This is a genomic window from Micromonospora sp. NPDC005206, from assembly GCF_040608175.1.
Lineage (GTDB): Bacteria > Actinomycetota > Actinomycetes > Mycobacteriales > Micromonosporaceae > Micromonospora.
The window spans coordinates 17,416-30,145 of the sequence record NZ_JBEXHU010000004.1 but is presented as its reverse complement, the minus strand read 5'-3'; the positions used below and the strand labels follow the sequence as shown (position 1 = coordinate 30,145).

The following is a 12,730-nucleotide window of genomic DNA, read 5'->3' as shown; positions in this document are numbered from 1 at the left end:
CGGCCGATCCTCACGGATCGTCCGGGCGTTTCTGCATTTCAGGAGCGGTGGCGGAGGGATTTGAACCCTCGGAGGGCGTTAACCCTCACACGCTTTCGAGGCGTGCTCCTTAGGCCGCTCGGACACGCCACCGCCGACGAGGGTACAGGACCGCTGGTTCCGACGCCGAACCGGTATCACCGGCAGCGGCCTGGCAGGATCTTTGCCATGAGTACGCACATCGGCGCGAAGCCGGGAGAGATCGCCGAGCGGGTCCTGATGCCGGGCGACCCGCTGCGGGCCAAGTGGATCGCGGAGACCTACCTCGAGAGCGCCACCTGCTACTCGACGGTCCGGGGCATGCTGGGCTTCACCGGCCGCTGGAACGGCGTCGAGGTCTCCGTCCAGGGCTCCGGCATGGGCATGCCGTCCGCCTCCATCTACGCCCATGAGCTGATCAACGAGTACGGCGTGAAGACGCTGATCCGGGTCGGCTCCTGCGGTGCCCTCAGCACCGACCTCCAACTGCGCGACGTGGTCGCCGCGATCGGGTCGTCCACCGACTCGAACATGAACCGGATGCGCTTCGACGGTCTGATCGACTACGCCCCGGTGGCCGATTTCGGGCTGCTGCGTACCTCGGTCGAGGTGGCCGAGCGGCGCGGCATCAGCATGCACGTCGGGCCGATCCTGGCCGCGGACGCCTTCTACACGGACCGGCCGGACCTCTACGACACCCTCGCCGACTACGGCGTGCTGGCGGTGGAGATGGAGTCGGCGGCGCTCTACACGATCGCCGCCCGGTTCAAGGCCCGCGCGCTGACCGTGCTGACCGTCAGCGACCACATCAAGACCGGCGAGAAGACCACCTCCGAGGAGCGGGAGCAGACCTTCAGCCAGATGGTCGAGATCGCCTTGGACACCATCATCGCCTGACCCTTTGGCGCACCCGCCGCCCCGTCGTCCGTCTGGACGGCGGGGCGGTGTGCTGTCGGTCGGGTGGCGGGGTGATGACGATCACGACAGAAAACAACACGACCGGTCGTGCTTTATTAGTACGGTGTCCCCATGACCGTCGACGGACGCCTCGCTCGGGGCGAGCGCAGCCGGAACGCCGCGCTGGACGCGGCCGTGGTGCTCGCCACCCAGTCCGGCCTGGACGGTCTCAGCCTCGCCCAGCTCGCCGACACGCTCGGCGTGAGCAAGTCGGGCCTCTTCGCGCACTGGCGGTCGAAGGAGGCGCTCCAGCTCGCCGCGATCGACCGTGCGGTGACGCTCTGGCAGGACCGGATCGTCGCGCCGGCGCTGCTCGCCCCCCGGGGCGTACGGAGGCTTCGCGCCCTGCACGAGGCACGGATCGACTTCTACGCCAGCCGGGTGCTCCCCGGTGGCTGCTTCTTCGCCAACACCCAGTTCGAGTTCAACGCCCGCCCCGGCCCGGTCCGGGACCGGCTCGCCGAGACGTACAGCCAGTGGACGGCGTTCCTCGAACTCCTCGTCCAGCAGGCGGTCGACGCCGGCGAACTCCCCACCGACCTGAACGTCCCACAGCTGGCGTACGAAATCGACGCGCTCGGGATGGGTGCCGCGATGCAGTCCCGGCTGCTCGACCCGGACGCCGCCTACCGCTACGCCCGCGCCGGCCTGCTGGACCGCCTGCGGGCGCTCTGCCCCAACCCCACCCTGCTAACGGAAGGCACCTCATGACCCACGCCGTCGCCGACCAGCCCACCGCCGAGTTCGGGCACGTCGAGCACGTCACGGTGCACTTCGACGACCTCGACGCGATGGGCATCCTGCACAACGCGCGTTACGCGGTGCTGCTGGAACGGGCCCTGACGCCGTACTGGACCGAGCGGGGGCTGGCCTACCGGGGCAGCGCCACCCCGCCGGACCTGTTCCACGCGGTCCGCGAGTTCACCATCACCTACCGGGCGCCGATCGCCGCCACGGGCCCGGTGGCCGTGCACTTCTGGCTCGAACACTTCGGCACCAGCAGCGCCGAGTACGCCTTCCAGTTCCGCTCCGTCGACGGCGACACCGTGCACGCCGAGGGGCGGCGGGCGATCGTCCGCCTCGACCCGGCGACGCTGCGGCCCGCGCCGTGGACCGAGGCCGCCCGGGCGGTGGCCGCCACCCTCCTCCGTACCACCGCCACCTCCGCCTGACGCGCTGCGGGTCAGCGGAAGAAGGCGCGCAGCACGGCCGCGGTCTCGGCCTCCAGCACGCCGCCGTAGACCTCGGGGCGGTGGTTGAGTCGGCGGTCGCGCAGCACGTCCCACAGTGAGCCCGCCGCCCCGGTCTTCGGCTCCCAGGCACCGAAGACGACGGTGGAGACCCGGGCCAGCACGAGCGCTCCCGCGCACATGGTGCACGGCTCCAGGGTGACCACGAGGGTGCAGTCGTCCAGCCGCCACCGGCCGGCCCGCTCGGCGCCCCTGCGCAGCGCCAGCACCTCGGCGTGCGCGGTGGGGTCGCCGGTCAGCTCCCGCTCGTTGCGCCCGATTGCCAGCTCGGTCCCGTCGGGGCCGTAGAGCACCGCACCCACCGGCACGTCGTCCACGTCGACAGCGCCCGCGTCGTCCACGGCGGGGCCGGTGACGGCGACCTCCAGCGCACGCCGCATCCACAGCTCGTGCCGCTGGCGCCGGCCGACCTCACCCGGGTCGGCCAGCCCCTCGTGGGCGCCCGGTCCGGCGCGGCCGACCGCGCGGGGGGTCGGCTGCCCCGGCCGGATCGTCTCGAGCAGGGGATCGGTGGCGTCGGCGGGCTCCCCGCCGCCCACCGGCGGCATCCCACCGTCAGACCCGGTGGGATCAGACCTCACGCAGGTCCTCGACCTCGTCGGCGCAGCCGAGCACCTCGCAGATCTCGGCGGTGACGTCGGCCGGCATCATCCCCTCGTGCGTGCACAGGGCCAGCAGTTTCTGCGCGGGGATGCCCAGGTTGGCGAGCAGGTCGGCGTCGCCCACCGGGTCGGCCTCCGGGTCGACGACGGGCTGCTCGCTCTCCTCGTCGCCGCTGGCCGCCGGGCGCGGCTCGTCGTCGCCGTCGAGCCCGGTGACCGAGGTCTTCAGATCACCGACCAGCAGCGAACCCAGCCGCGACTCCTCGGCGTACGCGGAGTCCGATCCGAACACCCGCAGGTCCTCGCCCTCGTCGAGCCGCAGGATCACCAGGTAGGCGTCGTCCGCCTCGACGAAGAGCAGCGAGATGTCGGCCTCCTGGTCGACGTCACGCAGCCGGTCGGCGACCTCGTCGATGTCGGTGGCGCCGCGCAGGTTGACCTCTGCGGCGGTCCAGCCGCTGTCGTCGCGCACCACGGCCGCAGCGAAGTACGACACGGTCCCCCCAATAGCCCTCGGCACAGCGCCGACTCGTTACGCGTGCACGTTAGCCGGTCGGGTCGGCAGGCGACCGGTCAACGCCCCGAAGGGCCGGTCATTCCTGACAAAGTCGGATCAGCCGGCTACCCGACGGCGGGTGGCGATGAGCTGGCGCAGACGCTCGGTGCGCAGCCGCTGGGGCCGGGTGCGCTGACGTACCTGCCGGGCCCCCGCCAGTTCGGCGAGCAGCTGCAGGCGGCGGCGGCTTCGATCGGGGTCCTGCCGCTGGGTGGTCCAGGCCATAGTGCCGAGCGTGCCCAGTCTCGGCGGCCACGTCAAGACGGCGTTCGCTGTGCAGCCAACCGGGCACGCGGCGCAGTCACCGTCGACCCGAACCGAGGCCCGCCGGCCCGTTCACCAGAGCGGCCAGTCACCACCGGTCGCCCACTTGACCGCCACCACGGCGGCGGCGATGCTCCAGCCACCGGCGGTGACGATGGCCACCCCGGCGGCCACCCCACGGTCGCCGAGGCGCACGAGGACCAGGGCTGTCGTCCAGGCCAGCAGACCGGCCACCACCGTCCACCACGCGTAGCTGGCCACGCCGGTGCCGAGCAGACCGAAGAGCACCAGCCAGGCGGCTGCCGCACCGCCGCCGGCGGCGACACCGCCGCCGGTGACCGGGTGCGGTTCGCGGTAGGTGGGGCGGGTCGGTGGCCCGGCCGGAAAGAGCCCCGAGGGGGTACGCGCGGCCGGGCGCGCGACGGCGTCGGGATCCGGGCCGGGATCGGGCCGGGCGATGGTCACCGTCGCTGCCCTCCCCTACACGCGTCGCTCGTGCCCACGGTACCGGTCTGCCAGGATGACCGGATGCCCTCGCCGACGATCGGCCGCCGCACGCGTCCGGCGTACCCGATCCTGCTGCTGCTCGCCCCGGTGCTGGCCGCCGGCTGCGCGACGACCCGGCCGGGAGTGCCAGCGGATGGCGCCGCCCCGACGCCGCCGGCGGTCTGGGCGACGGCCGACCAGCCCGGGGCGCCATCCGCCACGCCGACGGCGACCGGTCCGGCCAGCACGGCGCCGTCGTCGGCCCGGCCGTCGACAGCCGCACCCCGCGCCGAGCTGCGACATGTCTTCCCGGTACGCGCCGACGACGTGGCGTACCACCCGACGCACGGCGCCTACCCGGCGACGGACATCTTCGCCGACTGTGGTGAGCGGTTCGTCGCGGTGACCGACGGGACGGTGCTCGAGGTGAGTCGCACCGACCGGTACGACAAGCGCGGGCCGCAGGGTCCGGACAACGGGGGCCTGTCGGTCGCCCTGCTCGGCGATGACGGGGTGCGCTACTACGGCTCGCACCTGAGCGTGGTGACCAGCGGCGTCGACCCCGGGGCCCGGGTGCGCGCCGGGCAGCAGCTCGGCAAGGTGGGTCGCACCGGCAACGCGAACAACGTCTGCCACGTGCACTTCGGCATCTCGCCGCCGTGTACGGGCCGGGACGGCTGGTGGATCCGGCGCGGGGTGCTCTGGCCGGCGCGCTACCTGGACTCCTGGCGGCGTGGCGGCAATCGGGAACCGGCCGCCGAGGTGACGGCGTGGCAGCGTAAACACGGCTGCCCGAAGGCTCCCTGACGGGCCCCGCAACGGCTAGGTTCGGTGGGATGAAGGCCCGGGACCCCATCGCCGACCTGCGCCGGATCGCGTTCCTGCTGGAGCGGGCGAACGAGGCCACCTATCGGGTACGGGCGTTCCGGTCGGCGGCCAAGGCACTGGCCGGTCTGCCTGCGGCCGAGGTGGCCGAGCGGGCCGGCAACGGCACGCTCACCAAGCTGGCCGGGGTCGGTGACGTCACGGCCCGCTGTGTGGCGGAGTCGCTGGCCGGTGAGGAGCCGGTCTACCTGCGCCGGCTGGTGGCGACCGAGGGCAGCGACCTGGACGCCGAGGCGACGGCGCTGCGCACCGCCCTGCGCGGCGACTGTCACACCCACTCGGACTGGTCCGACGGCGGCTCCCCGATCGAGGAGATGGCGCTGGCCGCGGTGGAGATGGGTCACGAGTACATGGTGCTGACCGACCACTCGCCACGGTTGAAGGTGGCCCGGGGGCTGACCGCCGATCGGCTGCGCCGTCAGCTCGACCATGTGGCGCAGGTCAACGCGGCGCTGCCGGAGGGTTTCCGGATCCTGACCGGGATCGAGGTGGACATCCTCGCCGACGGCTCACTGGACCAGGACGAGGAGCTGCTGGCCCGGCTGGACGTGGTGGTCGGATCGGTGCACAGCGGCCTGAACGACGAGCGGGCGAAGATGACCCGGCGAATGCTGACCGCGGTCGCCAACCCCCATCTGGACATCCTCGGTCACTGCACCGGCCGGATGGTGTCGTCGCGCCCGGCCGGGGTGACCGGGCCGGGCGACCGGGGGCACCGGGCCCGGACCCGGGCGGAGAGCGACTTCGACGCGGACGCCGTCTTCGCCGCCTGCACGGAGCACGACACCGCCGTCGAGATCAACTCGCGGCCGGAGCGGCAGGACCCGCCGAAGCGGCTGATCCGCCGCGCCCTGGAGGCCGGCTGCCGGTTCGCGATCAACACGGACGCGCACGCGCCCGGCCAGCTCGACTGGCAGCGGTTCGGCTGCGAGCGGGCGGCCCGCTGCGGCGTCCCCGCCGACCGGGTGGTCAACACCTGGTCTGCGAAACAACTCGTGAAGTGGGCCGCCGACCGGCCCTGACGGATCGGCGGCCGCCGTGGGTCAGCGCTGGGCGGCGGGCTCGGCAGCGGGGGCGGCGGGCGCGCCGACGCCAACCAGCGGCCGCGGCCGCCGCCGGCCGAAGACGCCCTGCGAGACCGCGACCCCCAGCAGCACGATCAGCGCGCCGACCGGCTGGTGCCAGTTGAGCCGCTCATCGAGCGCCACGGCCCCGATCAGCACCGCGAAGATCGGGATCAGGTAGGTGACGGTGGAGGCGGTGCTCGCCCCGGCCACCCGGATGTTGCGCATGTTGATCACGAAGGCGAGCCCGGTGCCGAGCGCGCCGAGGGCCAGCACGCTGGCCACCACCTTCGGCGACAGGTCGGTGGGCAGCGGTGGCGCGCCCGCGACGAACGGGGTGACGATGGCCAACTGGCCGGCGGCGAGCAGCAACTGCGCCGCGGAGAGCGACAGGCCGGAGTGGCTGCTGCCCGCGACGAACCGCTTCTGGTACGGGATGGCGAGGCCGTAGCAGGCGGCCGCGCCGAAGCACATCAGCTGCCCGATGAAGTGCGCCCCGCCAATGCCCTCCCAGACCCCGAGCACCACGAGCACGCCCAGGAAGCCCAGCCCGAGCCCGACCGCGCGGCGTACGGTCAGCCGCTCGGTGCGGAAGACCAACACCGCCAGCGGCAGCACGATCAGTGGCGTGGTGGCGTTCCAGATGCCGGCGAGCATCGACTCGACCCGCTGCTCGCCGTAGCCGAAGAGGGTGAACGGCACGGCCACGCCGAACGCGGCGACCACGAAGAGATGCGCCCAGACCCGGGGCTCGGAGGGCAGCCGGTCGCGCAGCACCGCGAGCACCACCAGCAGGGTCAGCGCGCCGGCGAGGACCCGGTAGAGGGTGAGCTGGACCGGGTGCAGCTCGGCCACCCCGACCTTGATGAACAGGAAGCTGGAGCCCCAGATGGCGGCGAGGGCGATGAATCCCGGCAGCCAGGCGCGCAGCGCTGCCTTGTCAGGAGTGATGTCGGTGTTCACCCCTGACACTCTGCCCGAGGCGTACGACAAAGTCGCACGACTTTCGGACACCATCTCTGACCACCACGGTGCCGCCAACTGCCAGCTGAACACGACAAACGTCGTCGACACCGGGGCGGGGTGGTCACGTAGGGTCGCACCGTGGGACGAATTGATGAACTCGCCAACCGCTACGTGGCCGAGTGGGCGCCCTTGAGCCCGACCGGCGCCACCTACGTCGGCATCGCCGGCCATGACGACCAGCTGGACGATCTCTCGCCCGAGGGTTACCGGGCGCGGGCGGACCTGACCCGCCGGACGCTCTCGGAGCTGGAGGTGACCGACCCGGACACCGAGGCGGAACGGACCGCCAAGGAGGCCATGCAGGAACGGCTCGGCCTGGACCTGGCCCGGTACGACGCCGGCGAGGCCACCAGCGAGGTCAATGTGATCGCCAGCGGGCTGCACGACATCCGCATGGTGTTCGACCTGATGCCGACCGCGACGGCCGACGCTCAGGCCAACATCGCTGCCCGACTCAACGGCTTCCCCGGCGCGCTGGAGGGCTACAAGACCACGCTGCGGGAGGCGCTCGCCGCCGGCCAGATCAGCTCGAAGGTGCAGCTGGTCGAGGTGGCCAAGCAGTGCGACGTCTGGGTCGACCCGACCGGGGACAACTTCTTCCACGGGCTGGTCGAGCGGCTGGGCGCGGACGGCACGCTCGGCGCCGAGCTGCGCCGGGGCGCGGCGGCGGCCACCGCGGCGACCGCGGAGTTCGGCCAGTTCCTGCGCGCCGAGCTGGCACCGCACGGGCGGGACAAGCAGGCCGCCGGCCGGGAACGCTACGAGCTCGCCTCGCAGTACTTCCTCGGCGCCAAGGTCGACCTGGACGAGACGTACGCCTGGGGGTTCGCGGAGCTGGCCCGCCTGGAGGCGGAGATGCGGGTCGTCGCCGGGCGCATCGCGGGCCCCGGCGCCAGTGTCGACGAGGCCGTGGCCGCGCTCGACGCCGACCCGGCGCGGACCATCCAGGGCAAGGAGGCGTTCCGGGACTGGATGCAGGCGCTCGCGGACAAGGCGATCAGCGAGCTGCACGGCACCCACTTCGACATCCCGGAGCAGGTTCGCCGGATCGAGTGCTGCCTGGCCCCGACCAGTGACGGCGCCATCTACTACACCGGGCCGAGCGAGGACTTCTCCCGCCCGGGTCGCATGTGGTGGGCGGTGCCGCAGGGCATCACCGACTTCTCCACCTGGCGGGAGGTGACCACGGTCTACCACGAGGGCGTGCCGGGTCATCACCTCCAGGTGGCGCAGACCGCGGTCCGCGCCGACCTGCTCAACCGCTGGCAGCGCCTGCTCTGCTGGGTCTCCGGGCACGGCGAGGGTTGGGCGCTCTACTCGGAGCGGCTGATGGACGAGCTGGGCTACCTGGAGGACCCGGGCGACAAGCTGGGCATGCTCGACGGCCAGGCGATGCGCGCGGCGCGGGTGATCGTCGACATCGGCATGCACCTGGAGCTGGAGATCCCGAAGGACAACCCGTTCGGCTTCCATCCGGGCGAGCGGTGGACGCCCGAGCTGGGCTGGGAGTTCATGCGGGCGCACTGCCGGGTGCCGGACGAGAACCTGCGCTTCGAGCTGAACCGCTACCTGGGCTGGCCGGGGCAGGCGCCCTCGTACAAGGTCGGTGAGCGGATCTGGCTCCAGGCCCGCGAGGATGCCAAGGCCCGTAAGGGCGCGGACTTCGACCTGCGGGAGTTCCACCGGCAGGCGTTGGACCTGGGTGCGCTGGGCCTCGACCCGTTGCGCAAGGCGCTGGCCCGGCTCTGAGCCGTCCCGGCACCGATCACGACGGCGACGGACGCCGGCGGTACGCCCCGTACCGCCGGCGTCCGTCGCCGTGTGAGTCCAGGGCCTAACCGAGCGTCAGCGCCAACGACGGCCGGGCGGTCAGCGTGTCACTGGTGACGTACGCCAGGTCGATGACCGGCTCGGTGAACGTGACCGGGATGGGCAGGGTGACCGGTATGCCGTCCGGCAACGGCAGGTCCGGGGTGAGAGTGACCTTGATGCCGAGCAGCCGGCCGACGAAACGGGTGGCGTAGAAGGCCACGTCACCGCGAATGGTCAGCCGGTCGGTCGCGTACCGCTGGCTGCGTCCCTCGGGGCCGTCCGCGCGGAGCAGGAAGTCGTCGGTCACCGCCTCGCGCATGCTGAACTTCAGCACCTTGAGGTCGCCCTTCTCGGACCGCAGCTCGGTGGTGCCCTCGAACCGCAGCCCCGTCATGATGACCTTGGAGCCGGTGAGCTTGGACGGCGTCTGCGCGACCTTCGGCAGGGTCGGGTCGGCGGCGAGGCGCGGCAGCGGCTTACCCGGCTCCGCCTCGCCCGGCTTGGCGGGACGGGTCGGGGTCGGCGACGGGCAGTCCGTGGGCTCTTGGCGGCTGGCCGGTGGCCGGGTCGGCGTGCCGGTCGGCTTCGCTGACGGTGTCGCGGTCGGGTTCGCCGACGGCGTCGCGGTGTCGTCGCGGCGTCCACCGGTGAACAGGTCGCCGATCCCGTCCAGGATGTCGGTGATCAGGTTGCCGTCCGGGTCGCGCTCCGGCGTCGGGCTCGGGCTGGCCGTCGGCGTCGCGGTGGGCGCGCTCCGGCTGGGCGACGGGGTGACCACGCTGGGCGAGGTGGGACAGGCAGTCGCGGCGGGCCGGCCGGGGGCGGCCTGCACGGGTCGGGGTTGGGTGGCCAGTCCAGCGGCCGCGACACCGAGCACCACCAGGACGATGGCGAAGGTACGCGGATCAGCGGAGCGTCCCGGCAATTCGGGCGGCGCGCCCGCGTCGGCGATCTCGACCGTGGGGTCATCAACCACGCCGGGCTGCTCGGCTTCGACCTGCTCAGCGTCGGACCGCTCAGCGTCGGACCGCTCAGCGTCGGACCGCTCAGCGTCGGACTGCTCGGTGTCGGACTGCTCGGTGTCGGCCGGCTCGGCGGTGGGTGGGGCGGGGCGGGTGGGCGTCCAGGCGAAGGCGGGTGCGCTCCCGACCATGCCGAGCAGCAGGCCGACGAAGAAGCCCCCGAGGTTGAGCCCGATGAGTGCGTAGACGGCGGTGACCGCTGCGACGATCGAGTAGAACAGCCGCTGCGCCGGGCTGAGCCAGAGCAGCAGGCCACAGGTCACCAGGATGACCGGGATCAACAGCGAGAGCAGGCCGGTGGCTCCGCTGTGGAGGCTCAGGCCGTTCAGCGTCATCCGGGTGGAGGCGAACATCTCCACCCCGGCCAGGACGATGAACAGGCCTCCCCAGAACGGTCGGCTCCGCTGCCAACGGCGGAAGATCCGCCACGCCTGAGCCGGATCGCCGGGCCGGGCGTGGGACGGGTTGTCGCTTGTCACGTACTCCTCCTGGCGGAGCGGGGACGGGGACACGGACGTGGCCCGCGGCGGCCGGCCACCGCGGGCCACGGCTCACCTCAGAAGCACTCCTTGCCCTTGGCGTCGTCGCCCACGTTGACCTTCAGCCGGAGTCCGACCAGGTTGAAGGTGGCCGCCGTGGTGTACCGGGACACCTGCTGGAGGTTGGTGATGGTGACGTGGTCGGAGTTCTGACCGAACGAACCGGCCTTCGCCGTCGGGTTCAGGTCGGTCGCGTCCCGGCCGATCTTGATGTTGGTGAACGTCGCGTTGCCGTTCAGCGTGTCCATCGCGATCAGCAGGTCCTTGGCCCGGGCGGGTTCCTTGCCCTCACCGGCGTTGATGGTTAGTACCACCGGCAGTCCGGGCAGGTCGGCGCGGACCGACTGGCAGAGGCTGTACAGCTCGGCGCTGCTGATCTCGGAGAGGGCGACCGGGTGGACCTCGCCGGCTTTACCGTCCTTGCCCTTCTCCTGGACGATGCCGCCGTACTGCTTGAAGCCGTCGCCTTCGAGGCGCTCGGCGCCGATCTTGAACGTCTGCCCGGACACGGTGATGTCGGAGGCGATCGCACCGGTCGACATCCCGAACAGGATGGCGCCAGCGGCGGCCGTGGCGGGCACCATCATGGCGGCGAACCGCCGCCACCGGGTACGACCCTGATTGTCAAACCGATCCTGCACGGGTTCCTCCTCGGGCGGATGCGCGCGGGTGGCCGGTCCCGGACTGGCGGCCCGCACCGGGCCCGTCACCTGTTACCGGCGGGTAACGATCGAGCCTGATCGTGCACCCGTTGCGGCGCGGCTCACAACCCCCTGATTACCCGGCGGTAACAGACGGGCGATCGAACGGTGGCAGGGCGTCACGAAGTGTCGAGCCCTCCACGTGCAGAGTGGTCTGAAGTGCCGACAAAGCCGGCATATGCCCACTACAGGGCGACGGAGAGTCACAGTCACATCGACCGATTACAATCAGGTAACAGATGTAAAGTACGCAGGTCGCGGACGTGCGAGTGGTACCCCCGTCACGCGACGAAGGGGTGGACCGCATTGCGGTCCACCCCTTCGTCGTACTTCCGGTCGTACGCGCGTCAGCGCTGCTCCACCTCGCCGGGAGCCGGGCGCTGGGTCGGCACCGTCGGGTCCTCGGACTTCCAGTTCGTCGATGCCGGCGGAATCTCGTCGGTCAGTGGACCGCCCTCCCGCTCGGACTCGTCGTCCCGCACCGCCGGCTGGTCCACCCGGGTCGGCGTCGGGTCCTCCACGGGCACCGGGTCGGCCCGGTGGCGCGCCTCGCCCGCCGGCACAGCCCCGCCTCGACGGGCCACCAGCAGACCGGCGACGATCAGCAGCAGAGCCAGCACGGCCACGCCGATCGGGGCCCACACGCCGAGGATGGTGAGCTGACCGCGGCTCTCGTCGGCCCGCTCCACCGAAGCCTCGATGGTGGCGTCGTTGTAGGTGAAGTCGGCCTTGAGCAGCGAGATCGGGGTGCCGACGTCCGGCACCAGGGCCTTGCTCTGCACCTCCCGCACCTTGACGTACGACCCGGTGACCGGGTCGACCCAGAGCGTCCGGGTGTTGCTGTAGGTCATCGTGCCCTGGGTCGCGCCGGGGGCGAGGGCCCCCAGCAGCAGGCCGATCCGGTCGGCGGCCAGGTTCAGCTGCTGGTCGGTGATCACCTGCTCGAACCGGTACGCCTCGAGCCCGTTGACGTCCTCCGTGCCCTTAAACTCGGCCGGCAGCGCCTTCCGCAGATCACGGTCGAAGACGTCGTAGCTCCGCTTCTCGGTGTTGAACGGGAACTTGTAGACCTGGCCGGCGAACGTCACCTTCTCCCGCGTGCCGGTGTCGTCCAGGTACTGACCGTCCCAGTCCACGGCGGCACCGGAGACCCGGTCCAGCGCCAGCGTGGCGCCGTACGCGTTGACCAGTTCCTTGGTGTCCGTCCGGTCGACCGTCTGACCGACCGTCCAGACCACCGTGTCGCCTTCGAGGTCGCCACTGAGGTTGGCGGTCTGCTCGCGGTTGGGCGTGACCAGGACGGTGGACTTGAGGTCACCCTGGTTGATGGCGATGGCGCCGTTGGCGATTTGAAGGAAGGTCGCACCCTTCGCCTCGGCGACGGACGTCGACGCCTCCAAATCGTAGGGCAGCTTGGTCATCGCGGGCTTGACGACGAACACCAATCCGGCGGCCAACGCCAAGAGCAGTACGCCGCCACCGAACAGCACGGCACCTATGGCGCGGTGCTTCATGTTTCCTCCCTGGAGGAGCTAATTTCGCCGCTAT

At 71.6% G+C, this 12,730-nt stretch carries 14 protein-coding genes and 1 tRNA gene; 6 read left to right on the top strand and 9 right to left on the bottom strand.

Translation table 11 applies throughout. The features are described from left to right. Positions 1-45 precede the first annotated feature (45 nt). Positions 46-132 (bottom strand) — tRNA-Ser (locus ABZU69_RS06255). A gap of 75 nt (positions 133-207) precedes the next feature. On the opposite strand from ABZU69_RS06255, the gene deoD reads away from it, so the two are divergent. The 3 genes from deoD to ABZU69_RS06240 all read left to right on the top strand — a co-directional run bounded on the left by deoD (position 208) and on the right by ABZU69_RS06240 (position 2,147). Further along, a complete protein-coding gene (gene deoD, locus ABZU69_RS06250; protein ID WP_354963344.1) occupies positions 208-915 on the top strand; it encodes a purine-nucleoside phosphorylase in 708 nt (235 codons plus the stop codon). Between the two features lie 132 nt (positions 916-1,047). Beyond that, positions 1,048-1,686 (top strand): TetR/AcrR family transcriptional regulator, encoded by a 639-nt coding sequence (locus tag ABZU69_RS06245; protein WP_354963343.1) that lies wholly within the window; start codon positions 1,048-1,050, stop codon positions 1,684-1,686. Then, complete coding sequence (locus tag ABZU69_RS06240; protein WP_354963342.1) at positions 1,683-2,147, top strand: thioesterase family protein; 465 nt, start codon at positions 1,683-1,685, stop codon at positions 2,145-2,147. The genes ABZU69_RS06245 and ABZU69_RS06240 overlap by 4 nt, the downstream gene beginning before the upstream one ends. Positions 2,148-2,158: 11 nt before the next feature. Here ABZU69_RS06240 and ABZU69_RS06235 read toward each other — a convergent pair whose 3' ends face one another. The 4 genes from ABZU69_RS06235 to ABZU69_RS06220 all read right to left on the bottom strand — a co-directional run bounded on the left by ABZU69_RS06235 (position 2,159) and on the right by ABZU69_RS06220 (position 4,106). Continuing rightward, positions 2,159-2,605 carry a nucleoside deaminase gene (locus ABZU69_RS06235; RefSeq protein WP_328426144.1) on the bottom strand — a complete coding sequence of 149 codons (447 nt, stop codon included), beginning with the start codon at positions 2,603-2,605 and terminating at the stop codon, positions 2,159-2,161. 190 nt (positions 2,606-2,795) lie between these two features. Continuing rightward, positions 2,796-3,323 carry a tRNA adenosine deaminase-associated protein gene (locus ABZU69_RS06230; protein ID WP_354963341.1) on the bottom strand — a complete coding sequence of 176 codons (528 nt, stop codon included), beginning with the start codon at positions 3,321-3,323 and terminating at the stop codon, positions 2,796-2,798. A gap of 117 nt (positions 3,324-3,440) precedes the next feature. Beyond that, positions 3,441-3,608 carry a hypothetical protein gene (locus ABZU69_RS06225; protein WP_354963340.1) on the bottom strand — a complete coding sequence of 56 codons (168 nt, stop codon included), beginning with the start codon at positions 3,606-3,608 and terminating at the stop codon, positions 3,441-3,443. Positions 3,609-3,719: 111 nt separating this feature from the next. Continuing rightward, complete coding sequence (locus ABZU69_RS06220) at positions 3,720-4,106, bottom strand: hypothetical protein (protein ID WP_354963654.1); 387 nt, start codon at positions 4,104-4,106, stop codon at positions 3,720-3,722. Positions 4,107-4,175: 69 nt separating this feature from the next. Here ABZU69_RS06220 and ABZU69_RS06215 point away from each other — a divergent pair, with 69 nt between their 5' ends. Both ABZU69_RS06215 and ABZU69_RS06210 read left to right on the top strand, forming a co-directional pair. Then, positions 4,176-4,940, top strand: coding sequence for a peptidoglycan DD-metalloendopeptidase family protein (locus tag ABZU69_RS06215; RefSeq protein WP_354963339.1), 765 nt, complete (start codon positions 4,176-4,178; stop codon positions 4,938-4,940). Positions 4,941-4,969: 29 nt separating this feature from the next. Continuing rightward, the gene (locus ABZU69_RS06210; RefSeq protein ID WP_354963338.1) at positions 4,970-6,040 is read left to right on the top strand and encodes a PHP domain-containing protein; all 1,071 of its coding nucleotides are present in this window, start codon (positions 4,970-4,972) and stop codon (positions 6,038-6,040) included. 21 nt (positions 6,041-6,061) lie between these two features. On the opposite strand, the gene ABZU69_RS06205 is transcribed toward ABZU69_RS06210, so the two are convergent. Beyond that, positions 6,062-7,045 carry a DMT family transporter gene (locus tag ABZU69_RS06205; RefSeq protein ID WP_354963337.1) on the bottom strand — a complete coding sequence of 328 codons (984 nt, stop codon included), beginning with the start codon at positions 7,043-7,045 and terminating at the stop codon, positions 6,062-6,064. 141 nt (positions 7,046-7,186) lie between these two features. Here ABZU69_RS06205 and ABZU69_RS06200 point away from each other — a divergent pair, with 141 nt between their 5' ends. Continuing rightward, positions 7,187-8,857 (top strand): DUF885 domain-containing protein, encoded by a 1,671-nt coding sequence (locus tag ABZU69_RS06200; protein WP_354963336.1) that lies wholly within the window; start codon positions 7,187-7,189, stop codon positions 8,855-8,857. Positions 8,858-8,942: 85 nt separating this feature from the next. Here ABZU69_RS06200 and ABZU69_RS06195 read toward each other — a convergent pair whose 3' ends face one another. From ABZU69_RS06195 to ABZU69_RS06185, 3 genes are all read right to left on the bottom strand, one after another. Further along, positions 8,943-10,421: a DUF6114 domain-containing protein gene (locus tag ABZU69_RS06195; protein WP_354963335.1), complete on the bottom strand. Its 1,479-nt coding sequence runs from the start codon at positions 10,419-10,421 to the stop codon at positions 8,943-8,945. A 77-nt stretch (positions 10,422-10,498) separates the two neighbouring features. Continuing rightward, positions 10,499-11,122, bottom strand: a complete 624-nt coding sequence (locus tag ABZU69_RS06190; protein WP_354963334.1) for a DUF6230 family protein — start codon at positions 11,120-11,122, stop codon at positions 10,499-10,501. 407 nt (positions 11,123-11,529) lie between these two features. Continuing rightward, positions 11,530-12,696 (bottom strand): DUF3068 domain-containing protein, encoded by a 1,167-nt coding sequence (locus ABZU69_RS06185; RefSeq protein ID WP_354963333.1) that lies wholly within the window; start codon positions 12,694-12,696, stop codon positions 11,530-11,532. Positions 12,697-12,730 lie beyond the last annotated feature (34 nt).

Coding starts and splice junctions, on each gene's coding strand:
- deoD (WP_354963344.1), top strand. CDS start 208: ATGAGTACGCACATCGGCGCGAAGCCGGGAGAGATCGCCGAGCGGGTC.
- ABZU69_RS06245 (WP_354963343.1), top strand. CDS start 1,048: ATGACCGTCGACGGACGCCTCGCTCGGGGCGAGCGCAGCCGGAACGCC.
- ABZU69_RS06240 (WP_354963342.1), top strand. CDS start 1,683: ATGACCCACGCCGTCGCCGACCAGCCCACCGCCGAGTTCGGGCACGTC.
- ABZU69_RS06235 (WP_328426144.1), bottom strand. CDS start 2,605: ATGCGGCGTGCGCTGGAGGTCGCCGTCACCGGCCCCGCCGTGGACGAC.
- ABZU69_RS06225 (WP_354963340.1), bottom strand. CDS start 3,608: ATGGCCTGGACCACCCAGCGGCAGGACCCCGATCGAAGCCGCCGCCGC.
- ABZU69_RS06215 (WP_354963339.1), top strand. CDS start 4,176: ATGCCCTCGCCGACGATCGGCCGCCGCACGCGTCCGGCGTACCCGATC.
- ABZU69_RS06210 (WP_354963338.1), top strand. CDS start 4,970: ATGAAGGCCCGGGACCCCATCGCCGACCTGCGCCGGATCGCGTTCCTG.
- ABZU69_RS06185 (WP_354963333.1), bottom strand. CDS start 12,696: ATGAAGCACCGCGCCATAGGTGCCGTGCTGTTCGGTGGCGGCGTACTG.